Source organism: Pseudomonas sp. BP11-1-1 (assembly GCF_052112105.1).
GTDB lineage: Bacteria > Pseudomonadota > Gammaproteobacteria > Pseudomonadales > Pseudomonadaceae > Aquipseudomonas > Aquipseudomonas alvandae.
Window position 1 is genome coordinate 349,784 of the sequence record NZ_JAUTYU010000005.1, and the last position, 19,837, is coordinate 369,620.

Genomic DNA, 19,837 nt, shown 5'->3' on the forward strand with positions numbered 1-19,837 from the left:
TGAGCAGAGGCGGTACATAGTTACCGCACGTAGGATTGGAAGGCCTGTCAGCCTCGTGGGGTTTCGAAGGACTTCCACAACGGTTGACAGCGCGCTCGTGCAGCGGTGTTTAATCACCTGGTCTTTCTCTTGCGCTGTTGCTACCTCCAATAAATCCATCAGGAGCTTCAGATGTCCGCGCTACCCGATCATGCCGGTTCTTGCACTTTATCCTTCGACGCTTTGGCGGATCTGCTGGAGCTGGTTTTCAAACGCCATGGCACCTCGGCCGATGTCGCCCGCACCCTGGCCCTGAACTGTGCCGCCGCCGAGCGTGACGGTGCCCACAGCCATGGCGTGTTCCGCATACCCGGCTATGTCTCGACGCTGAACAGCGGTTGGGTCGATGGCCAGGCGGTGCCGGTGGTCGAAGACGTCGCCTCCGGGTTCGTCCGGGTGGACGCCTGCAACGGTTTTGCCCAGCCCGCCCTGGAAGCTGCCCGGCCACTGCTGGTGGAAAAAGCCCGCAGCGCCGGAATTGCGGTGCTGGCGATACGCAACTCCCATCACTTCGCGGCGCTTTGGCCGGATGTCGAGCCGTTTGCCTATGAGGGACTGGTGGCGCTGAGCGTGGTCAACAGCATGACCTGCGTGGTGCCCCATGGCGCGGACCGCCCGCTGTTCGGCACCAACCCCATCGCCTTCGCCGCGCCACGCGCCGGGGGCGAGCCGATCGTCTTCGACCTGGCCACCAGCGCCATTGCCCACGGTGATGTACAGATCGCCGCGCGCAAAGGCGAGCGCTTGCCACCCGGCATGGGCGTCGACAGCCTTGGCCAGCCGACCTGTGACCCGAAGGCAATCCTGGAGGGTGGCGCGCTCCTGCCGTTTGGCGGGCACAAGGGCTCGGCGCTGTCGATGATGGTCGAGTTGCTGGCAGCGGCGTTGACCGGCGGGAATTTTTCTTTCGAATTCGATTGGCACAATCACCCGGGCGCCAAGACGCCATGGACTGGGCAACTGCTGATCGTGATCGATCCAAGCAAGGCCGCCGGGCAAGGTTTCGCCGAGCGTAGCCAGGAACTGGTCAGGCAGATGCACGGTGTGGGATTGCGCCGCTTGCCAGGTGATCGTCGGCACCGTGAGCGCAGCAAATCCAATGAGCAGGGGATCACGCTGGACGAGCAGACGCTGGCGCAGTTGCGCGAATTGGCCGGACTGTAAACCGCAAACGATTGTTTTTGGCGAGAGAGTACGCTCCCTCGCCATGGACCGGCGCTCAGCGACGCCCGAGCAACAACCCCACCACCAGCCCGAAGCCTGCGGAAATCGCGACGGTCTGCCACGGATGGCCGCCGATGTAGACTTCCGTCGCATCCACCATCGGTCGCGTGCGCTCCCGAGCGCTGGCGACTGCGTCCAGTGCCTGTTGCAGCTTCTGGGCGATCTGGCCGCGCAGGTCCTCGGCATCTTCACCCACCAGGGCGGCACTGCTCTTGAGTAACTTCTCCGACTCCTCGATCAACGCTTTCAGTTCGCTGAAGGCTTGATCCTTGATTTGCTCTCCGTTCGGTTGCGCGACGCTTCTACGAGCCATTGAGGTACTCCTTGAGGATGATGGCAGTGAACAGTGGAGTGTTGCGCTTGCTTGAAAGTTGCAGCATTGGGCGTGCGTCATGCTGGCGCAGTTAAAATCGTGGTTAAGACGTTTCCGCTCAAGGTGTAAGATGGCGCCTATTTACGCAACAGGTAATCCCCCATGAGTTTCAATCTGGCTGACAAGTCCCTGGCCGAGCGTGCGGCGCTGGAGGACGAAAAATCCCGGCTCTTCGAGTTGTGGCAAAACAACCTGGGCAAGGCCAAGGGCGACGCTGCCCGGTTGTTTGGCGAGCGTTCCAAGCGCAAGGGCAAATGGGCCGAATGGGTGCGTGCGGAATTGGACGGCATGTCGCCTCCGGAGTACGCCAACATGGTGCGCAGCGAGGTCAACCGGCTGATGGCCGCCAATAAATAAACATTCAAGCGAAGGTGGCGACGATCGCTTCGCGCACTTTGCTGGCGGCCGGGTCCATCGGCGTGTGGGTTCGCCATCCCAGTTCGATGGGGTAGCGGGGCAAGGCGAGCGGGCAGGGCAGCAATGCCAGGCCGCTGAGGGCCGCGATGGCCTTGGCGGCATGGCCCGGGATCGTCGCCACGGCCTGGCTGCCCTTGAGCAGGAACGGCAGCGCCGCGAAGTGAGTGGTCGAGGCACAGACACGCCGACGCAGGCCGAGCCCGGCCAGCCCTTCGTCGGTGATGCCGATGAAGCCGCCGGACGACACCAGCAGGTGTTCACGGGCCACGAAGGCCTCCAGGCTCAGGCCCTGCTCACCTTCCTCGAGGCTGGCCGGATCCACCAGGCAGGCGTAGTCACCTTCTCCCAAGACCTGGCGACTGAGCAGCCGTTCGGTAAACCCTCCCGCCGTGATTGCCAGGTCGAGGCTGCGCTCCATCAAGGCGCGCCCGACTATCTGGCTGTGGGTCTGGCGAAAAATCAAGCGCAGGCCCGGCGCTCGCCGCGCCACTTCCTCGATCAGGCGCCGCCCATGGGCGATCTCGAAATCATCGGATAACCCGACGATGACGGAGCGGCCCTCATAGTGGCTGGCGCCCGGATCGACCATCGCCAGGCTTTGCCGGCATTTGTCCAGCGCATCGCTGATCACCGGCTTCAACTGATTGGCCCGCAGCGTCGGGGCCAGGCCGCGGCCCGTGCGCACGAACAGTTGATCGTCGTACAGCCCTCGAAGCCTGCGCAGCGCGGCGCTGATAGCCGACTGAGTCACGCCCAGGCGCAGGGCCGCGCGGCTGGCGCTGGATTCGTCGTGCAACGCTTCGAAGGTTTTCAGCAGGTTCAGGTCTACGTCAGCGATATTCATTTGGTTCATATCTTTTAGCAGCGTGCTGGGCTTTATTCATGATCCGTCGACACTGGAGAATCGGCAACACCTGAAATCACGGAGTTCAAGACCATGCCTAAATCCATCGTCGCTGCCTTGCAGATCGGCTCGTTGCCGGGGGGCAAAGCCGAAACATTGGCGCAGATTCTTTCCTACGAAGAGGCCATTCGTGAAGCTGGCGCTCGTTTGGTGGTGATGCCCGAGGCGCTGTTGGGCGGCTATCCCAAGGGCGAGGGTTTCGGAACCCAGTTGGGTTATCGGTTGCCGGAAGGGCGCGAGGCGTTTGCGCGCTACTTCGCCAACGCCATCGACGTGCCGGGCGTCGAGACGGAGGCGTTGGCCGGCTTGTCCGCGCGCACCGGGGCCAGCCTGGTACTGGGTGTCATTGAGCGTGCTGGCAATACCTTGTACTGCACCGCGCTGTATTTCGAACCGGACGCAGGCCTGGTGGCCAAGCACCGCAAGTTGATGCCCACCGGCACTGAGCGACTGATCTGGGGCAAGGGCGACGGCTCGACGTTGCCGGTGATCGACAGCCAGGTCGGGCGCGTAGGTGCGGCGGTGTGCTGGGAGAACATGATGCCGCTGCTGCGCACGGCCATGTACGCCAAAGGCGTGGACGTCTGGTGTGCGCCGACGGTGGATGAACGGGAGATGTGGCAGGTGAGCATGCGTCATATCGCCCACGAAGGACGGTGTTTCGTGGTCAGTGCCTGCCAGGTCCAGGCGTCGCCACAGGCGTTGGGCATCGACGTGGCGAACTGGCCGGCGGAGCGGCCCCTGATCGCCGGCGGCAGCGTGATTGTCGGGCCGATGGGGGATGTGCTGGCCGGACCGTTGAAGGGCACTGCGGGGTTGTTGACCGCTGAAGTCGATACCGACGAGCTGGTGCGGGCGCGCTATGACTATGACGTGGTTGGCCATTACGCCCGACCGGATGTATTCGAGTTGGTGGTGGATGAGCGCGCCAAGCCAGGCGTGCGTTTTACCGGTTGATCACCAGGTGGCCGTGGATCCGGGCAAGTCGAGGGTTCCGCGGTCGACGAAGCGCATCGTGCCAAACAGTCCGCCAGCGAGTTTGCCCTTGAGTACATAAGGCAGGTTGTCGAGGCTTTGGGTCTGGCTCAGGCCCAGTGTCTGGCGCAATACCGAGAAAGCCGAAATGCTCACCGGTACGCTCAGGATGCCTTCGGAAAAACGCGGGATCGAGCCGGTCTGGTCGCTGACGCCTGTCGCCAATGTATGACCGTTGACCTCCAGGTCCAGCGCTACGCCGTTGTAGTCGATGGTGGTCTCGTTGGGGTTCTGCAGGCGCAGCTTCACCGCAAAACGCAGCTCCAGGCCCTGGCTGGGCAATGGTTCGATGCCGACCACGTTGATATTCAATGGGTCCCGATGCTGGAAGAGGGCGCAGGCGTTCAGGCCGAGTACCGCCAGGATGAGAGACAAACCGAGGATTTTGCGCATGGAGACTTTCTCATCGGGACTGTGGGGCACAACAATAACACTGGGTGGAACCATCATCCGTGGCGGAGTACCGTCCTCCTGACAGTTTCTGACACCAGCCTCTGCTAATCTGCTGCGAATTTCCTTCGGATCTTTTTCTATCGTGTCGCGAACCACTCGGCTGCTCACGTTGCTGCAAGTCCTGCGGGGCAAGCGATGCCCGGTCACCGCCGCGACATTGGCGACCGAGTTGAAGGTGTCCGAGCGCACGCTGTATCGCGATATCGCCGAACTCACGGCGATGGGCGCGCCGATCCAGGGCGAGGCGGGCATCGGCTATGTGTTGCGCAGCGGGCTGTTCCTGCCACCCTTGATGTTCACCGCCGATGAAATCGAAGCCATCGTGCTGGGCTTGCGCTACGTCGACCAGCGCGGCGATGAGGTGCTGGGCAAGGCCGCCGCCGACGCCTTGGCGAAGGTCGATGCCGTGCTGGCGCCCGGTTTGCGGGACGCCTTGCATAACCCGACGGTACTGCCGGGCCCCCCGGGTTATGGCTACCCCCAGAACATCGTCGACCTGAACGTCTACCGCCAGGCCATTCGCACTCAGGCCAAGCTGCATATCGATTACGCCGACGTGAACAAGAACCCGAGCCAACGCTTGATCTGGCCCCTGGCCCTGGGATTTTTCAACGAGGCCCGGGTGGTGGTGGCCTGGTGTGAGTTGCGCGGTGCCTATCGGACCTTTCGCACCGACCGGATTGCTGCCGCGACGGCCCAGGGTGAGCGTTATCCGGGCCGGCGCAGTGACTTGTTGCGAGCCTGGTTTGCTCTGATGAACCTGGATGAAGCGGGGCGTTTCACTCCTGACAAAAACTGACTTGACACTGTTTTAGCATGGCTGCGGATCGATACAACAAGGAGCCCTGACATGTCCAATCCCGTCTCTTCCCTTGCTCCGGCCATTGCCGGTTATATCGCCGCGGCCAACGCCCGCGACAGCTCGGCGGCGACGCGTTTCTTTGCCGAGAATGCCAACGTCTTCGATGAGGGCCATCACCGGGTCGGTACCCAGGCCATCGCCCAATGGATGGAGGACACCGCGCGACGTTACCAGCCGCGGGTCGAAGTCCTCGACGTTCAGCAACGCACCGGGAGGGTGCTGGTCCACAACCTGATCTCGGGAACCTTCCCCGGCAGTCCGCTGGAGTTGCGCTACACGTTCCGGCTCGATGAGCAGGGGAAGATCAGCCGGCTGGATATTTCTGTATGAGAAGTAGGAGCGAAGCTGTGGCGAGGGAGCTTGCTCCCGCTGGGCTGCGCAGCAGTCCCAAAAAACTTGCGGTCGCTGCGCAACCGAGCGGGAGCAAGCTCCCTCGCCACAAGGTTTGGGGTGATCCATAGGCAGCGAAACACTCACCGGGTTGCGCCGCATGGCATACTCGCCACCTTCGCCTTCCGGACCTGGGTCGCATGATTTCCAAATCCCCCTTGAGCGCTTGGCAGCATGCCATCGAACATCACGGCTTCGTCCAGGATGAAGCCCAGGAGCTGGCCATCATGGCCTTGGAGCAGTGTCACAAGGCATTGCACGAAGGCAGCAAGTCGATCAAGGGTGTGTATCTTTGGGGCCCGGTAGGGCGCGGCAAGACCTGGCTCATGGATCGCTTCTACGAAAGCCTCGAGGTTCCAGCCCGTCGCCAACACTTCCACCATTTCATGGCCTGGGTCCACCAGCGCTCATTCCAGCTCACCGGCACGCCTGACCCGTTACAGGCCTTGGCCCGCGAGTTGAGTCGCGAGGTGCGAGTGCTGTGTTTCGACGAACTGTTCGTCACCGATATCGGCGACGCCATCATCCTGGGTCGTCTCTTCCAGGTGATGTTCGAGTTGGGCATGGTCGTGGTCAGCACGTCCAACCTGCCGCCTGACGAGCTCTACGCCAACGGCCACAACCGTGAGCGGTTCCTGCCGACCATTGCCGCGATCAAGCAGTACATGCAAGTCGTTCCCGTGAATGGCTGGCAGGACCATCGCCAGCATCCGGGTGTCTTGCAACAACGCTATTGGCTGCGCGATCCCGGCCTGGTCGATCCATTGGCGGATGTGTTTGCCCGGTTGAGCGCGGGGCAGGCGTCGAGCTGCGCGCCGGTCGAGGTGGGCCATCGCCTGGTCGTGCCAGTCCAGGCCAGCGACACGGTGCTCTGGAGTCGTTACCCGGACCTGTGCGAGCAACCGTTTTCGGCGGTGGATTTCATGGCGCTGTGCGACCGTTTCAAGGCGATCCTGCTCAGCGACGTACCCAACCTGAGCGCCGAGCAGCGCGAAGGGCGCATTGCCCGAGGCACCGAAGACGGGATCGAGCGGGTCGTGGCCGGTGATCGCGAACTGCCGCAGCTGTCGGTTCACGACGACGGCGTGCGGCGGTTCATCGCCCTGGTCGACGAATGTTATGACCGCAAGGTGCCGTTGTACCTGTCGGCCGAGGTGCCGATGGACCAGTTGTACACCGAGGGCTATCTGCAATTCCCGTTTCGCCGTACCCTCAGTCGCCTCCAGGAAATGCAATTGCAACGATTCGGTCAGTTCGCCTGACCTGAACCCTGCCGGCGACCACGCCGCCGGCCTTATCGAAACGAGATGGAACAATCATGGAAGAAGCCAAGGACATCCTTGTACTCCAAGCCAGCTACACCAATCCGGTCCACGCGGAAGCGATCTGTCATGTGCTCAACGGCTATGCCGAGGACCCGATGGGGGGAGGTCATTCGCTGCCGGCCGAGGTGCTTGCGCACTTGCCTGAAGAACTGGCCAAGCGCGCCCATGCCTTCAGCGTATTGGCGTTCGTCAATGGCGAACCGGCGGGGTTGGTCAACTGCTTCGAGGGTTTTTCCACCTTTGCCTGCCGGCCTTTGGTGAATGTCCATGACGTTGCCGTGATGCCGGCGTTTCGCGGGCTGGGCCTGAGTCAGAAGATGCTGCGCAAAGTCGAAGACATCGCTCGCCAGCGCGGATGCTGCAAGATCACCCTGGAGGTGCTGGAAGGCAATGCCGTGGCCCAGGCCAGTTACGCCAAGTTCGGATTTGCCCCCGGCATGTTCGATCCGGCCCACGGCCTCATGCAGTTCTGGATCAAACCCCTGTAACAGCGGGCTTCAACCAGCTCCGATTATTTCTGTACGACCTGTCCCGCTGGCCCCGTGGGTTTCATGAGGCTGAAGTCGATCAAGGCCTTGTGCTGGTTCTGGTACGGATTGCCGATCAACAGTGGCCTGGCCTTGAACGCATCGCTGACCAGGCTTTTGCTGCGGTCCAGTTCGTCGAAGCTCAAGCCGGCCATGTCCGCCCAGGTATGGATCAGGTGCGAGCTGCTGTAGGGGCGTCCCAAGTCGCCGGCGAGGTTCCAGTCATGGGCTTCGCGCCATTTCGGCGAGGCCCAGGCCATGAATGGAATGGTATACATCGGCGCCGTTGGCTTGCCCTCGTTGCGCCCCAGGGTCTTATGCCCCGGCGAATCAAATACGTCTTCACCGTGATCCGACAGGTATAGCAGGAAACCGTTGGGGTCGGTCTTGGCATAGTCCTTGATGAGGCTGGACACCACGAAGTCGTTGTACAGCACCGCGTTATCGTAGCTGTTGTAGGTCGGGACCTGGTCGTCACGCACGCCTGCCGGTACGCCTTGGCGATCGGTGAACTTGTCGAAGGTCGGCGGATAACGGTACTGATAGCTCATGTGCGTGCCGAGCAGGTGCACCACGATCAGCTTGCGCGGCGCGGTATCGGCCAATGCCTTGTTGAACGGTTCGATCACGTCGCCATCGTATTGGGCGGCATTCTGGTTGCGGTTGTTATTCAGGTACACCTGCTCGTCGGCCTGCTGGGAGAAGGTCGTGAGCATGGTGTTGCGCTTGGTCATGGTCTGCTGGTTGGTGATCCAGAAAGTCTTGTAGCCGGCCTGTTTCATCATGCTCACCAATGACGGCGTGCTCAGGTAGAGGTCCGGGTTTTCTTCGTCGGCGAAGGTCAACACCTGTTGCAGCGCTTCGATGGTGTAGGGGCGCGGGGTGATGACATTGTCGAACACCGAGAGCTGGTCCTTGAGCTTGTCCAGTTCCGGCGTGGTTTCCCTCGGGTAGCCGTAGAGGCTCATGCGCTGGCGGTTGGTGGACTCACCGATAACCAGCACCAGCGTTGCGGGCTGGTTGGCCATGGTGTCCTTGAGGTTGCTCAGGGGCGCGATGGTGCTGGCGCTGTGAAGCATGCCTTGCATATTCTCCAACTGCTCAGTGTAACGACGGTACGCCACCAGCATCTGCCACGGCACTGCCGGCTCGATGCGATCCTCGAATTTCTCCAGGCCGCCGGCGAGGGTGCCGGTGCGCTGGGTCTGCTTGATCAATGGATAACCCACCACGGCGACCACGATCACGGCGGCGGCGACCATGGCCTGGCCTCGCGGCAGATAAACCGGGCGCAAACGGGTCCAGAGGAAATAGCCCACCAATGTGTGGGCGAGGAATGCCGGCACCATCCACCAGGCAAAATACTGGGTCATGTATTCGCCCGCTTCGGCCACGTTCGATTCGAACATGATGAAGATGACGCTTTGGGAAAATTCCTGCTGATAAATGAAGAAATAGCCCAGGCTGGCCATGGAGCACGCCCACAGCACTACGCCGATCAGTGCGGCGAGCAGGCGAGTGCGGGTAGGGAAGAGCAGCATCGGCGCCAGCCACAGGGCACTCATCACGAAGGCCTGGCGAAAGCCGGTGAAGCCGGAGGTGTCGCTTAGCAGGATGAGTAATTGGGTGATGCCGGAAAAATACCAGAAGAATAGAAACAGCCAGCCGAGCCCGGCCCAGTCGAAACCTTTCGCAGTCGTTTTGCTGCGTTTGAACACACTCATCAAGCGCTCCAGCCCTCATCGACGAAGCTTCTGGCACCGGATTGGTGCTCATGCATTCGACGAAACAATTAAGTGCGCGGGAGTATTAAGGGGAGGATGTGAAAACTTTGTGAGTTTTTTGGTTACGAATTGCTTGTGGCGAGGAGCTTTTTGAAGTGACACCGGCTTGCCCGGTGTCACTTCAACTGCCTTGCCTCCGTGACAGGTGGGTTCAGCGAGCCAAAGCCTGGCCCTGGTAGGGAAGCTGTGCGTGTTGCAACTGCAAGCGCAACTGCGTCACTTCATCAAGCAGCAGATCACGCTCTTCTTTCAGCAGGCGTAATTCGTCGCGACGAATGGTCACGTAAAGGGTTTGGGGAGGACGTGCGGTAACGACTGGGCCCATTGCTCACCTCGCAAATGGCGTACATCAACTAGAGAGATGTCGCCAGTTTTTTGGTCGACACCTCTTTATCGGCGCCGATTCTGAATACTTTTGCTCGTGAATGGAACTTTTTTATTTTTCATGGTCGCCGTGTCTTCGGCCGGTTTTTGAACGTTATCCTTTGTGATCGGGCGATTTACCCGGAAACTATGCCGCAATGCTCTGGACTAACCTCCACAAGTCGTTTGAGCTAAACCTTTGACATACCTTTATTTGTAGTAGGGAGCATCAGCACATGCAACTCGGGATCATTGGACTGGGCCGCATGGGCGGCAATATTGCGCGGCGCCTGATGCTCAATGGGCACACCACCGTCGTGTATGACCGCAATGCCGCTTTCGTCGAAAACCTGAGCCAGGAAGGCGCAACGGGCGTCGCGGACCTGCCGGCGTTGGTCGCCGGCCTGGAGACGCCACGGGCCGTCTGGGTCATGCTGCCAGCCGGCGCGCCTACGGAAGACACCATCAACGCGTTGAGCGCGCTGCTCGAGCCGGGCGACGTGATCATTGATGGCGGAAACACGTATTACAAGGACGACATCCGTCGGGCCCAGGCCCTGTCGGAAAAAGGCCTGAGCTACATCGACGTCGGTACCTCCGGCGGCGTCTGGGGCCTTGAACGCGGTTACTGCATGATGATCGGCGGGGATGCCGATGTTGTCCGGCGCCTGGATCCGTTGTTTGCCAGCCTGGCGCCGGGCATGGGCGATATCCCACGCACCCGCGACCGCAAATCCGACGACGATCGCGCCGAGCGCGGCTACATCCATGCCGGTCCGGCCGGTGCCGGGCATTTTGTGAAGATGATCCATAACGGCATCGAATACGGCATGATGCAGGCCTTCGCCGAAGGCTTCGATATCCTCAAGACCAAGTCCAGCGAAAGCCTGCCGCCCGAGCAGCGTTTCGACTTGAACGTCGCCGATATCGCTGAAGTCTGGCGACGCGGCAGCGTGGTTTCGTCCTGGCTGCTGGACCTGACCGCGGATGCGCTGGCCAGCGATCCGAAACTGGATGGTTTCTCCGGCGAAGTCGCTGACAGCGGGGAAGGGCGCTGGACCATCGAAGCGGCCATCGAACAAGCGGTGCCGGTGCCAGTGCTGTCCAGTTCGCTGTTCGCGCGGTTCCGCTCCCGTCAGCAGGCTACGTATGGCGACAAGATGTTGTCGGCCATGCGCTTCGGCTTCGGTGGTCACGTGGAGACGCCGAAAAAATGACGTCGATTGGCAGGAAATCCAAGGCAGAACCCGCGCCACCGACCACGCTGTTCCTGTTCGGTGCCCATGGAGATCTGGTCAAGCGCTTGCTCATGCCGGCCCTTTACCACCTCAGTCGCGACGGACTGCTGGGAGATGGCCTGCAGATCATCGGTGTCGATCACAACGCTATCAGCGATGTGGATTTTGCAAAAAAACTCGAGGATTTCATCCGTAACGAGGCGCAGGTCAAGGGCGGCGATCCTGATCGGGCGCTCGATCCCGCGCTGTGGGCCAAATTGGCCCAGGGCATCGGTTACGTTCAGGGTGATTTTCTCGACGACAGTACCTATGAAACGCTGGCGGCGAAAATCGCCGCCAGCGGCACCGGCAACGCGGTCTTCTACCTGGCGACCGCGCCACGCTTTTTCAGTGAAGTGGTTCGCCGCCTTGGCGCGGCCGGGCTGCTTCAGGAGCAGGATGACGCCTTCCGCCGCGTGGTGATCGAGAAGCCGTTCGGCTCCGACCTGCAAACCGCCGAGGCGCTCAACGCCTGCCTGCTCAAGGTGATGAGCGAGAAACAGATCTATCGGATCGACCATTACCTGGGCAAGGAGACGGTGCAGAACATTCTGGTCAGCCGTTTCTCCAACAGCCTGTTCGAGGCGTTCTGGAACAATCACTACATCGACCATGTGCAGATTACCGCCGCCGAAACCGTTGGCGTGGAAACCCGCGGCAGCTTTTATGAGCACACCGGGGCCCTGCGGGACATGGTGCCCAACCACTTGTTCCAGCTGCTGGCGATGGTGGCGATGGAACCACCGGCGGCGTTTGGCGCTGACGCGGTGCGTGGCGAGAAGGCCAAGGTGGTCGGGGCGATCCGCCCCTGGTCAGTGGAGCAGGCCCGCGCCAATTCGGTTCGTGGCCAGTACACGGCGGGGGAAGTCGGCGGCAACGCGGTCAAAGGTTATCGCGAGGAGACCAACGTCGCAGCCGACAGCAGCACCGAAACCTACGTCGCCCTCAAGGTCATGATCGACAACTGGCGGTGGGTCGGCGTGCCGTTCTACCTGCGCACCGGCAAGCGCATGAGCGTGCGCGACACGGAAATCGTCATCTGCTTCAAGCCGGCGCCTTACGCGCAGTTTCGCGACACCGAAGTCGACGAATTGCAACCTACGTACCTGAGAATCCAGATCCAGCCCAACGAAGGCATGTGGTTCGACCTGCTGGCCAAGCGGCCCGGGCCGGCCCTCGACATGGCCAACATTGAATTGGGCTTTGCCTATAAGGATTTCTTCGAAATGCAGCCGTCAACGGGTTACGAAACCCTGATCTACGATTGCCTGACGGGCGACCAGACATTGTTCCAGCGTGCCGACAACATCGAAAACGGCTGGCGCGCGGTGCAGCCGTTCCTCGATGCCTGGCGGGAAGACGCAACGGTCCAGCCGTACCAGGCCGGTGAGGATGGCCCGGCGGCCGCTGACGAATTGCTGACTCGCGATGGTCGCGTCTGGCATGGCCTCGGATGAGTGATCAGGTGAAACGCCCCATCCGCTTTTTGCTCAGTGACATGGACGGTACGTTGCTGCTGCCCGATCACAGTCTCAACCAGCGCACCATCCAAGCCGTTCGTTCGTTGCGCGAGGCTGGCGTGCTGTTCAGCCTTGCCACCGGGCGTCCCCCACGAGCCATGTTGCAGCAGATCGAAGCCCTGGGTGTCGACCTGCCCACGGCGGCGTTCAACGGCGGCACGCTGGTGCACCCGGACGGGACCTTCCTGGCTGTTCACCACTTACCGCCCGAGGCGGCACTGACCACGTTGGCGCTGTACGCCGGTCAGCCCGGTATCGAAGTGTGGGTGTTTGCCGACGGCGACTGGCTGGTGCGCGACGCCAACGGTCCGATGGTGCCGGTTGAAACCCGCGGCCTGGGGTATCCGCCGGTGGAAGTGGAGAGTTTCGAGCCTTACCTTGAGCGCATCGACAAGATCGTTGCGACCAGCGCCAACACGGATCTGCTGGTGGAACTTGAGGCGCGCCTGCATCCGCTGCTCAAGGGCCAGGCCCAGGTGTCGCGTTCGCAACCGATCTACCTGGATGTAACGGCGATGAAGGCGAACAAGGGCGAGGCGTTGTCGACCCTGGCGGAGTTCCTGGGCGTGCCGCTGGAACAGACCGCCGCCATGGGGGATGGCGGCAACGATCCGGCGATGTTCCATCGTGCGGGACTGTCGATTGCAATGGGACAGGCGGAAGAGGCGATCAAGCGCCAGGCGGATGTCGTTACCGCAGCCAACACCGAGGGCGGTGCGGCATTGGCGATCGAGCGGTACATCTTGCCGCGGTAGGCCGCCATATATTGTTGTGGCGAGGGGATTTATCCCCGCTGGGCTGCGTAGCAGCCCCTAACAGTGAACTCAATCTTTTTGACATACCGAGTTGGCTGGTTTGGGGGCCGCTACGCGGCCCAGCGGGGATAAATCCCCTCGCCACAGAGAGTCACGCCTCTTCAGGAATGGCGTTACAGCCAGTAAGTCACCGCATACCAACCCAGGCCACCCATCACCACGGTATAAGGCATCGCCATCCAGACCATGCGGCCATAGGACAGGCGAACCAGCGGGGCAATGGCCGACGTCAGCAGGAACAGGAAAGCCGCCTGGCCGTTGGGCGTGGCGACGCTGGGCAGGTTGGTGCCGGTGTTGATGGCGACCGCCAGGGTCTCGAAGTGTTCCTGGGTCATGTTGCCGGCGACAAAGGCTTGCTTCACTTCGGTGATATAGATCGTCGCGACGAAGACGTTATCGCTGATGGCCGACAACAGGCCGTTGGCGATGAACAGCATGCCAGGTTGCTGGTCGGCCGGCAGGGCCAATACCCATTGGATCAATGGCGAGAACAGGTGTTGGTCGTGAATGACCGCGACCACCGCGAAGAACACCACCAGCAACGCTGTAAAGGGCATGGCGTCCTTGAACGCGCTACCGAGCCGGTGCTCGTCGGTGATACCGGTGAATGCGGTGATCAGCACGATCACTGTCAGGCCGATCAGCCCGACTTCGGCCAGGTGCAGGGCCAGGGCCACGATCAAGATCAGCGCGGCGATACCCTGGACGATGAGGGCAGCACGCTGGCGTGCGGTGCGCTCACGGTTGTCTTCCTCGGCATAATCGGCCAATACCGCCCGGACATTATCTGGCAGCAGCGTGCCGTAGCCGAACCAGCGCAGTTTCTCCAGCGCCACGCAGGTCACCAGCCCGGCGACGAGCACGGGTAGCGACACTGGCGCGACCTTGATGAAGAAGTCGACGAAGTGCCAGCCCATTTCATGGCCGATCAGCAGGTTCTGCGGCTCGCCCACCAAGGTGCATACGCCGCCCAACGCGGTGCCCACGGCGCCATGCATCAGCAGGCTGCGCAGGAAGGCCCGGAACTGTTCCAGGTCCTGATGGTGCAATGATGGCAGGTCATGGTCTTCATCGACGCTGCTGTCCTGGCGCGGGTCATTGCCCGAGGCCACGCGGTGGTACACCGCATAGAAACCCACCGCGGCGCTGATAATCACCGCCGTCACGGTCAGCGCATCGAGGAATGCCGACAGGAACGCCGAGAGGAAGCAGAACATCAAGGCCAATACCGCCTTGGACCGCACACCCAACAGCAGGCGCGAGAACAGGAACAGCAGCAGGTCCTTCATGAAGTAGATACCGGCCACCATGAACATCAACAACAGGATGACCGGGAAGTTGTGGACCAGTTCGTCGTATAGCGCTTTTGGCGTGGTCATGCCCAGCGCCACGGCTTGCAGGACCAACAGCCCGCCAGGCATCAGCGGGTAGCATTTCAAGGCCATGGCCAGCGTGAAAATGAACTCCAGGACCAGCATCCAACCGGCGACGACCGGGCCCAGCGTAAAGAACGCCAGCGCATTGAGAATCAGGAAAACGATGACGCACGCTTTGTACCAGCGTGGAGAATGCCCCAGGAAGTTGTGCGCAAAAGCTTGAGCCATTTGACCGGACATTGGCTGCTCCTTTTAATTAGAAGCGCGCAACTTGCCGTAAGCCATGAGGAATATCAAGCGTAGGACTTGTTACCGCTAGCCGAAAGGATCGGAAATCAGGCGCTGTACCGCGTCAACACGGCCCTGGAGGTGCCTTGTAACGAATGTCCACCCACCAGTATTTTTCCGTCGGCCTGCACGGCCACGGCCGTCGCGGTATCGAGGCTGTAGCCCAGTCGAGTGCGCAGCCAACCCTGGCCCTGGCCGAACGCCGGATCAAGATTACCGTCCGGCAGGTGTCGAGCCAGAATGAAATCGGCCTCGATGCCGCCGATGGTTGCGCCGGCCGTCACGATTTTTCCATCTGCCTGCATCTGCGCGGCCGTCCACTGGCTGGCATGGTTGCCGATTGCCAGGAGGCGGCATTGGCCGTCGTGGTTGTCCGGCGTCGGCTGGCCGTCCTTGGGAATGCACGCTGACAGGCAATGCATGGGGTCGCGACTGCCGCCAAAAGCATGCAGATCGCCGACGGCGTTTTGCACGACCTGGCTGACCATCACGCTGCGCCCCTGGGCCGTGAAGGACAGGAAACCGCCGTCGCCGAAGCGCTCGTCGAGTTGGCCGCAGGCGTCGTAGCGAGCCATCAGGCCGCGCTGGGGCCAATCGATGGCTCCGCCTACGACGATGTGGCCGTCGGCCTGCAGGGCCAGGCAGCTCAGCCAGCTGTTTTTCAGCAGTCGCCGAACCATCACGAAACCACGATGGTTGAACGAGTCATCCAGTGAGCCGTCCGGCAATAATCGAATCAACACGCCAACGTGATCGGACGTCTGGAAGTGATGGTTGGCCAGGATGAATATCCTGCCATCGGCTTGCACGCGCATGTCACAGGCTTCGACCCCAGGTACGCCAGGCGGTAGCCAAGGATCGCGCATGCCCTGGGACAGGTTGCCGCAAAGTCGCACGACTTGTCGCCCGGCATCGCCAAAACCATGGACGGCGTGACCGTGGGGATCGAACAGCGCCAGGGCAGGGAGGGTATTGTCGGCGCTTTCGTAATGCAGGCCGGATAGCAGGATATTGCCGTCGGGCAGCTCGGTGACCTTGCCTGCGGTGGCTTCGCAACCCGGTGCAAACGCGTCGACCACGTAGCCGTTGATGCCAAAGTCCCTGTCGATCATGCCGTTCGGGGTAAGCCGGGCAAGACCGAAGCGACTGCCCTGGGCGGTCATGACCCGCGCCGCCAATAGAATGCGGCCGGCATGGTCAACGGCCAATCCGGTGGTGAGCGTCGAGGTATTTCCTGGAAAACGAACCCAGGCTTTACCGCCGTCGGCAAAGCCTGTGTCGAGGTGCCCGGCCTGAGCCCGGCGTATCGGGAGTGCAAATGCGGATTGAACGGGCATGCGTGGCTCTCCTTGCGCATCGACCGGCCTGGATAATGAGGCGGCGTTTGCATGAGAGCAATATTCAATCCTTGAAACAGACAGTGCACAACTGTCAGGTTCTACAGGCACGAAGACTATTCGTGCCTAAACAATGGCTTTGCAATCCAATGCCAAGCCGGCAAATAAACAACCGGCTTGTCAGGGCATTATTCAGGCATGGACCAGGATTGCAGTTTGTAGCCTTCCTGGCTCAATTCGGCACGGGCCTGTTTCAACAGGTCGGCCAGTTGAGCAGGATCGGTATAAGCGCTGCTGGGAATCTGAGTCCGGCCAATATGCGTATTGGTGCGGTCGATGACGGTCAGGCTAAGTTCGCCGTTACCGTCTTGTGGGGCCCAGGCCACGCATTGGAAAGGACGGAATGCGCGGTCGGCAATCAAAAGAGCTTCGTTGATACGGAGCGGGGCGTTCATGGCGTTATCTCTCAAGGGTGCCCAATCAAATGATGTGCCGTCGGTTGGGCGGACCGTGCGGCGGGTTACTTGTACTGATGTCCCGAACCCGGGAGCAGGTCACACAATTGATGAATAAATTTCGATTTTCTTTCAGACCCGGCTTTTGGCCTTTTGTTTGAAAGGGTGGTGAAAGATTCCAGGTTCCAAGAACTAACGAAACGCTGCCTTATAACCGCTTCACGATCTTCTTGATAACTAATCGATACAAGCAAGTGTCAACTTCTTGCTACTGTTACATGCAGGTTCGCCAAACGCCTGTTTCTAATCATATTTCCTTATTTTTGGCGCCAAGGATCAGTCATGATCGAAGCCAGTGCGTTGCGTCGTTTGCTCGTGGTCGATCCTTGCGATGATTGTCATCGCCTGATGCCGGGGCTGCGTGCCATCGGCTGGAATGTCGACAGTTGTTCCCTGGAGCACGCCAGCGACCGAAGCTGCGACGTTGGCCTCTTGCGGTTGCAGCCTTTTCATCTGGAGCGCCCCGAAGCGGTCAAGGAATTGATCAGCCGCAGCGGCGCGGAATGGATCGCCGTGCTGAACCAGGAAGTGCTGCGCCTGAAAAACGTCGGCGATTTCGTCTGTGAATGGTTTTTTGACTTCCACACGTTGCCCTTCGATGTTTCCCGGGTCCAAGTGACGTTGGGCCGAGCCTTTGGCATGGCGCGGCTGAGGGGGCAGGGCTCGGTTCACATCGACCAGCCGGAACATGAATTGCTGGGTGACAGCAAACCGATCCGCGAGCTGCGCAAACTGTTGAGCAAACTGGCGCCCGCCGAGTCACCGGTGCTGATCCGTGGCGAGAGCGGTACCGGCAAGGAATTGGTGGCGCGCACCCTGCATTGCCAATCGCAACGGCGCAACAAGCCGTTTATCGCGATCAATTGCGGCGCGATACCCGAGCATTTGATCCAGTCCGAGCTGTTCGGCCATGAGAAGGGGGCCTTTACCGGCGCCCACCAACGCAAGATCGGACGGATCGAAGCGGCCCACGGCGGCACGTTGTTCCTCGACGAAATCGGCGACCTGCCGCTGGAGCTGCAGGCCAACCTGCTGCGGTTCCTCCAGGAAAAACACATCGAGCGCGTGGGTGGCAGCCAGCCGATTGCGGTTGATGTGCGAGTGCTCGCGGCAACCCATGTGGACCTGGAAGCGGCGATCGAACACAAGCGTTTTCGCGAAGACCTTTATTACCGCTTGAACGTCTTGCAGGTGGTGATGGCTCCGTTGCGAGAGCGTCACGGGGATTTGTCGATGCTGGCCAGTCACTTCGCGCATTTCTATAGCCATGAAACCGGCCGGCGGCCGCGCAGCTTCAGTGAAGACGCCTTGGTGGCGATGGGGATGCATGACTGGCCCGGTAACGTCCGCGAACTGGCCAACCGCGTTCGTCGCGGCTTGGTGCTGGCGGAGGGGCGGCAGATCGAAGCCCGGGATCTTGGCCTGGCGAGCCACCAGGGCGTCGCCGCACCGATGGGCACCCTGGAAGACTACAAGACCCGCGCCGAGCGCCAGGCCCTGAGCGATGTACTCAACCGCCACAGCGACAACCTGAGTGTCGCCGCCCGGGTGCTGGGCGTGTCGCGGCCGACCTTCTATCGGTTGTTGCACAAGCATCAGATTCGCTGATTCAACGCGGCGCAAAACCTGTGGGAGCGAGCTTGCTCGCGATGGCGGCCTGCCAGTCAACATCAAAGTTAGCTGAGAGGACCTCATCGCGAGCAAGCTCGCTCCCACAAGGGAGGGGCATCAGAAGTAATACGGGAATTTCAGGCTAAACGTGAAATCCGGCGCATCGTCCGTCAGCCCGATGGACAGGTTGGGCACGATGGTCAGGTTGTCGCTGGCAGCCAGCGTCATGCCGATGTTGAAGTAGCCGGCATTGGCATCGCTGGAGACCACCGATTCCCAGTCCCCGCCGTCCTGCTTGAGCTTGCTTTTCTTCTGGACCAGATCGGACACCGAGAACGACATGCTCATCTTTTCGTTCAAGGCAAAGGCGATACCCGCGCCGATCTGGAAGCTGTCGCCGATCCGCACCTTACCCGGTACCTTCTGGTTGACCGTGGAACTGATGTCGTCAAACGACTCCTCGAAGTTGTGGGTGTAGGACAGGCTGCCGAACAGCACCGCCGGATCGTAGGTCTTGACCAGCGAAATCCCCGGCGTGATCGACCAGACGCCGTTGCCAGTAGGCAGGTCCTCCGGCACGAACAAGTTGGTGTTGGCCTGGGATTGGCGCAGCTTGATGCCGAACGGGTCCTTGCCGGTGGGCGCCTTGACGCGCAGGGTCACGACAGCGTCCGGGCTGCTGACCGATTCGTCCATGAACTTGTAGGCGATGCCGAAATTGACGTCGCCGATGGTCGGGTCGCGGGTCACGGTTTCTTCGCTGGTGACCCCGGCCGCGCCTTGGTTGGCGCCGCCGGATTGATAGGTGGACTCGCGATAGACCACCGGCACGTTGAGGTCGAACTGCCAGCGATTGTCAAAGTTGTAGCGACCGGTGAGGTCCAAGGTCCAGGTGTCGGCCTTGATCCGATCCAGGTTGATGTTGCCGAGGAAAATCGAATCCAGGGCCAGGAAACCGTTGAGGATCAGTTGCCGCGTGTCGTAGCGCGAATAGGTCACGCCGGTTTCGAAGCTGAATTTGCCGCCGCCGAAAAAGCCGCTGGCCTCGTCATACAGGTTGGAAACGCTTTGCGCCGGTTGCGAATCGTCGGCCAGGGATTGCCCGTAACCGCTGCCTCCCGCCGCTGTCGCACCACTGCCGGCCACACCCTGGTTGCCTTTCAGGTCGGCCGGCGATTTGGCCAGGCGCTTGGGTTGTGGGGCGGCGGGTTGATCCTCTACCTGGCGGACTCGCTGTTCGAGTACGGCCAAGGCTTTTTGCTGGACCTCGTAACGTTGCTTGAGCTCGAGAAGTTCCTGCTTCAGGGCCTCGATGTCGGCATCCGGTGCTGCTTGCAGCAAGGTCGCCGGGAACAACGTGCTTAAACACATCACAGCGCGCAACGATACGGATCGATACATG

General features: G+C 61.0%; 20 protein-coding genes. 11 read left to right on the forward strand and 9 right to left on the reverse strand.

Annotated features, from left to right (window positions below; translation table 11 throughout):
* Positions 1-171: 171 nt before the first annotated feature.
* Positions 172-1,203 carry an Ldh family oxidoreductase gene (locus tag Q7C33_RS13910; protein ID WP_407683569.1) on the forward strand — a complete coding sequence of 344 codons (1,032 nt, stop codon included), beginning with the start codon at positions 172-174 and terminating at the stop codon, positions 1,201-1,203.
* Between the two features lie 55 nt (positions 1,204-1,258).
* Here the strand turns inward: Q7C33_RS13910 and Q7C33_RS13915 are convergent, their stop codons facing one another.
* Complete coding sequence (locus Q7C33_RS13915; protein ID WP_030142726.1) at positions 1,259-1,576, reverse strand: DUF883 family protein; 318 nt, start codon at positions 1,574-1,576, stop codon at positions 1,259-1,261.
* Between the two features lie 162 nt (positions 1,577-1,738).
* On the opposite strand from Q7C33_RS13915, the gene Q7C33_RS13920 reads away from it, so the two are divergent.
* On the forward strand, positions 1,739-1,993 hold the full coding sequence (locus Q7C33_RS13920; RefSeq protein ID WP_030142725.1) for a hypothetical protein: 255 nt from the start codon (positions 1,739-1,741) through the stop codon (positions 1,991-1,993).
* A gap of 4 nt (positions 1,994-1,997) precedes the next feature.
* On the opposite strand, the gene Q7C33_RS13925 is transcribed toward Q7C33_RS13920, so the two are convergent.
* Complete coding sequence (locus Q7C33_RS13925; RefSeq protein ID WP_258650816.1) at positions 1,998-2,906, reverse strand: LysR substrate-binding domain-containing protein; 909 nt, start codon at positions 2,904-2,906, stop codon at positions 1,998-2,000.
* Between the two features lie 84 nt (positions 2,907-2,990).
* On the opposite strand from Q7C33_RS13925, the gene Q7C33_RS13930 reads away from it, so the two are divergent.
* Positions 2,991-3,914 carry a carbon-nitrogen hydrolase family protein gene (locus Q7C33_RS13930; RefSeq protein ID WP_030142723.1) on the forward strand — a complete coding sequence of 308 codons (924 nt, stop codon included), beginning with the start codon at positions 2,991-2,993 and terminating at the stop codon, positions 3,912-3,914.
* Here Q7C33_RS13930 and Q7C33_RS13935 read toward each other — a convergent pair whose 3' ends face one another.
* A complete protein-coding gene (locus Q7C33_RS13935; RefSeq protein ID WP_030142722.1) occupies positions 3,915-4,385 on the reverse strand; it encodes an LEA type 2 family protein in 471 nt (156 codons plus the stop codon).
* A gap of 142 nt (positions 4,386-4,527) precedes the next feature.
* On the opposite strand from Q7C33_RS13935, the gene Q7C33_RS13940 reads away from it, so the two are divergent.
* The 4 genes from Q7C33_RS13940 (at position 4,528) to Q7C33_RS13955 (ending at position 7,510) form a co-directional block, all read left to right on the forward strand.
* Entirely contained in the window at positions 4,528-5,244 is a 717-nt protein-coding gene (locus Q7C33_RS13940; protein ID WP_030142721.1) for a helix-turn-helix transcriptional regulator, read from the forward strand.
* Between the two features lie 51 nt (positions 5,245-5,295).
* The gene (locus Q7C33_RS13945) at positions 5,296-5,637 is read left to right on the forward strand and encodes a nuclear transport factor 2 family protein (RefSeq protein WP_030142720.1); all 342 of its coding nucleotides are present in this window, start codon (positions 5,296-5,298) and stop codon (positions 5,635-5,637) included.
* A gap of 200 nt (positions 5,638-5,837) precedes the next feature.
* A complete protein-coding gene (gene zapE / locus Q7C33_RS13950) occupies positions 5,838-6,959 on the forward strand; it encodes a cell division protein ZapE (protein WP_407683570.1) in 1,122 nt (373 codons plus the stop codon).
* Between the two features lie 56 nt (positions 6,960-7,015).
* Positions 7,016-7,510 (forward strand): GNAT family N-acetyltransferase, encoded by a 495-nt coding sequence (locus Q7C33_RS13955; protein WP_407683571.1) that lies wholly within the window; start codon positions 7,016-7,018, stop codon positions 7,508-7,510.
* Positions 7,511-7,533: 23 nt separating this feature from the next.
* On the opposite strand, the gene Q7C33_RS13960 is transcribed toward Q7C33_RS13955, so the two are convergent.
* Complete coding sequence (locus Q7C33_RS13960; RefSeq protein WP_407683572.1) at positions 7,534-9,273, reverse strand: phosphoethanolamine transferase CptA; 1,740 nt, start codon at positions 9,271-9,273, stop codon at positions 7,534-7,536.
* Positions 9,274-9,484: 211 nt separating this feature from the next.
* Complete coding sequence (locus Q7C33_RS13965; protein WP_187293371.1) at positions 9,485-9,658, reverse strand: DUF6026 family protein; 174 nt, start codon at positions 9,656-9,658, stop codon at positions 9,485-9,487.
* A gap of 250 nt (positions 9,659-9,908) precedes the next feature.
* Here Q7C33_RS13965 and gnd point away from each other — a divergent pair, with 250 nt between their 5' ends.
* Genes gnd through Q7C33_RS13980 form a run of 3 tightly spaced genes read left to right on the forward strand, consistent with a single transcriptional unit; the run spans position 9,909 to position 13,248 of the window.
* Positions 9,909-10,913: a phosphogluconate dehydrogenase (NAD(+)-dependent, decarboxylating) gene (gene gnd / locus Q7C33_RS13970; RefSeq protein WP_261978333.1), complete on the forward strand. Its 1,005-nt coding sequence runs from the start codon at positions 9,909-9,911 to the stop codon at positions 10,911-10,913.
* On the forward strand, positions 10,910-12,430 hold the full coding sequence (gene zwf / locus Q7C33_RS13975; RefSeq protein WP_030142715.1) for a glucose-6-phosphate dehydrogenase: 1,521 nt from the start codon (positions 10,910-10,912) through the stop codon (positions 12,428-12,430). The genes gnd and zwf overlap by 4 nt, the downstream gene beginning before the upstream one ends.
* A complete protein-coding gene (locus Q7C33_RS13980) occupies positions 12,427-13,248 on the forward strand; it encodes an HAD family hydrolase (RefSeq protein WP_407683573.1) in 822 nt (273 codons plus the stop codon). Before zwf ends, Q7C33_RS13980 begins: the two co-directional genes overlap by 4 nt.
* A gap of 173 nt (positions 13,249-13,421) precedes the next feature.
* On the opposite strand, the gene nhaB is transcribed toward Q7C33_RS13980, so the two are convergent.
* The 3 genes from nhaB to Q7C33_RS13995 all read right to left on the reverse strand — a co-directional run bounded on the left by nhaB (position 13,422) and on the right by Q7C33_RS13995 (position 16,764).
* On the reverse strand, positions 13,422-14,924 hold the full coding sequence (nhaB, locus tag Q7C33_RS13985) for a sodium/proton antiporter NhaB (RefSeq protein WP_030142713.1): 1,503 nt from the start codon (positions 14,922-14,924) through the stop codon (positions 13,422-13,424).
* A 95-nt stretch (positions 14,925-15,019) separates the two neighbouring features.
* The gene (locus Q7C33_RS13990) at positions 15,020-16,309 is read right to left on the reverse strand and encodes a hypothetical protein (RefSeq protein ID WP_407683574.1); all 1,290 of its coding nucleotides are present in this window, start codon (positions 16,307-16,309) and stop codon (positions 15,020-15,022) included.
* A 188-nt stretch (positions 16,310-16,497) separates the two neighbouring features.
* On the reverse strand, positions 16,498-16,764 hold the full coding sequence (locus Q7C33_RS13995) for a hypothetical protein (protein ID WP_030142711.1): 267 nt from the start codon (positions 16,762-16,764) through the stop codon (positions 16,498-16,500).
* Positions 16,765-17,106: 342 nt separating this feature from the next.
* Here Q7C33_RS13995 and Q7C33_RS14000 point away from each other — a divergent pair, with 342 nt between their 5' ends.
* Positions 17,107-18,432, forward strand: coding sequence for a sigma-54 dependent transcriptional regulator (locus Q7C33_RS14000; RefSeq protein WP_030142710.1), 1,326 nt, complete (start codon positions 17,107-17,109; stop codon positions 18,430-18,432).
* A 120-nt stretch (positions 18,433-18,552) separates the two neighbouring features.
* On the opposite strand, the gene Q7C33_RS14005 is transcribed toward Q7C33_RS14000, so the two are convergent.
* The gene (locus Q7C33_RS14005; RefSeq protein ID WP_407683575.1) at positions 18,553-19,836 is read right to left on the reverse strand and encodes a hypothetical protein; all 1,284 of its coding nucleotides are present in this window, start codon (positions 19,834-19,836) and stop codon (positions 18,553-18,555) included.
* Position 19,837 lies beyond the last annotated feature (1 nt).

Bases quoted from the DNA above. Each gene is read 5' to 3' on its own strand.
- Q7C33_RS14000 (WP_030142710.1), top strand. From the start codon at position 17,107: ATGATCGAAGCCAGTGCGTTGCGTCGTTTGCTCGTGGTCGATCCTTGC.
- Q7C33_RS13965 (WP_187293371.1), bottom strand. From the start codon at position 9,658: ATGGGCCCAGTCGTTACCGCACGTCCTCCCCAAACCCTTTACGTGACC.
- Q7C33_RS13960 (WP_407683572.1), bottom strand. From the start codon at position 9,273: ATGAGTGTGTTCAAACGCAGCAAAACGACTGCGAAAGGTTTCGACTGG.
- Q7C33_RS13910 (WP_407683569.1), top strand. From the start codon at position 172: ATGTCCGCGCTACCCGATCATGCCGGTTCTTGCACTTTATCCTTCGAC.
- zwf (WP_030142715.1), top strand. From the start codon at position 10,910: ATGACGTCGATTGGCAGGAAATCCAAGGCAGAACCCGCGCCACCGACC.
- Q7C33_RS14005 (WP_407683575.1), bottom strand. From the start codon at position 19,836: ATGTATCGATCCGTATCGTTGCGCGCTGTGATGTGTTTAAGCACGTTG.
- Q7C33_RS13990 (WP_407683574.1), bottom strand. From the start codon at position 16,309: ATGCCCGTTCAATCCGCATTTGCACTCCCGATACGCCGGGCTCAGGCC.
- Q7C33_RS13945 (WP_030142720.1), top strand. From the start codon at position 5,296: ATGTCCAATCCCGTCTCTTCCCTTGCTCCGGCCATTGCCGGTTATATC.
- zapE (WP_407683570.1), top strand. From the start codon at position 5,838: ATGATTTCCAAATCCCCCTTGAGCGCTTGGCAGCATGCCATCGAACAT.
- Q7C33_RS13925 (WP_258650816.1), bottom strand. From the start codon at position 2,906: ATGAACCAAATGAATATCGCTGACGTAGACCTGAACCTGCTGAAAACC.
- Q7C33_RS13935 (WP_030142722.1), bottom strand. From the start codon at position 4,385: ATGCGCAAAATCCTCGGTTTGTCTCTCATCCTGGCGGTACTCGGCCTG.
- Q7C33_RS13995 (WP_030142711.1), bottom strand. From the start codon at position 16,764: ATGAACGCCCCGCTCCGTATCAACGAAGCTCTTTTGATTGCCGACCGC.
- Q7C33_RS13920 (WP_030142725.1), top strand. From the start codon at position 1,739: ATGAGTTTCAATCTGGCTGACAAGTCCCTGGCCGAGCGTGCGGCGCTG.
- Q7C33_RS13955 (WP_407683571.1), top strand. From the start codon at position 7,016: ATGGAAGAAGCCAAGGACATCCTTGTACTCCAAGCCAGCTACACCAAT.
- Q7C33_RS13915 (WP_030142726.1), bottom strand. From the start codon at position 1,576: ATGGCTCGTAGAAGCGTCGCGCAACCGAACGGAGAGCAAATCAAGGAT.
- Q7C33_RS13930 (WP_030142723.1), top strand. From the start codon at position 2,991: ATGCCTAAATCCATCGTCGCTGCCTTGCAGATCGGCTCGTTGCCGGGG.
- Q7C33_RS13980 (WP_407683573.1), top strand. From the start codon at position 12,427: ATGAGTGATCAGGTGAAACGCCCCATCCGCTTTTTGCTCAGTGACATG.
- nhaB (WP_030142713.1), bottom strand. From the start codon at position 14,924: ATGTCCGGTCAAATGGCTCAAGCTTTTGCGCACAACTTCCTGGGGCAT.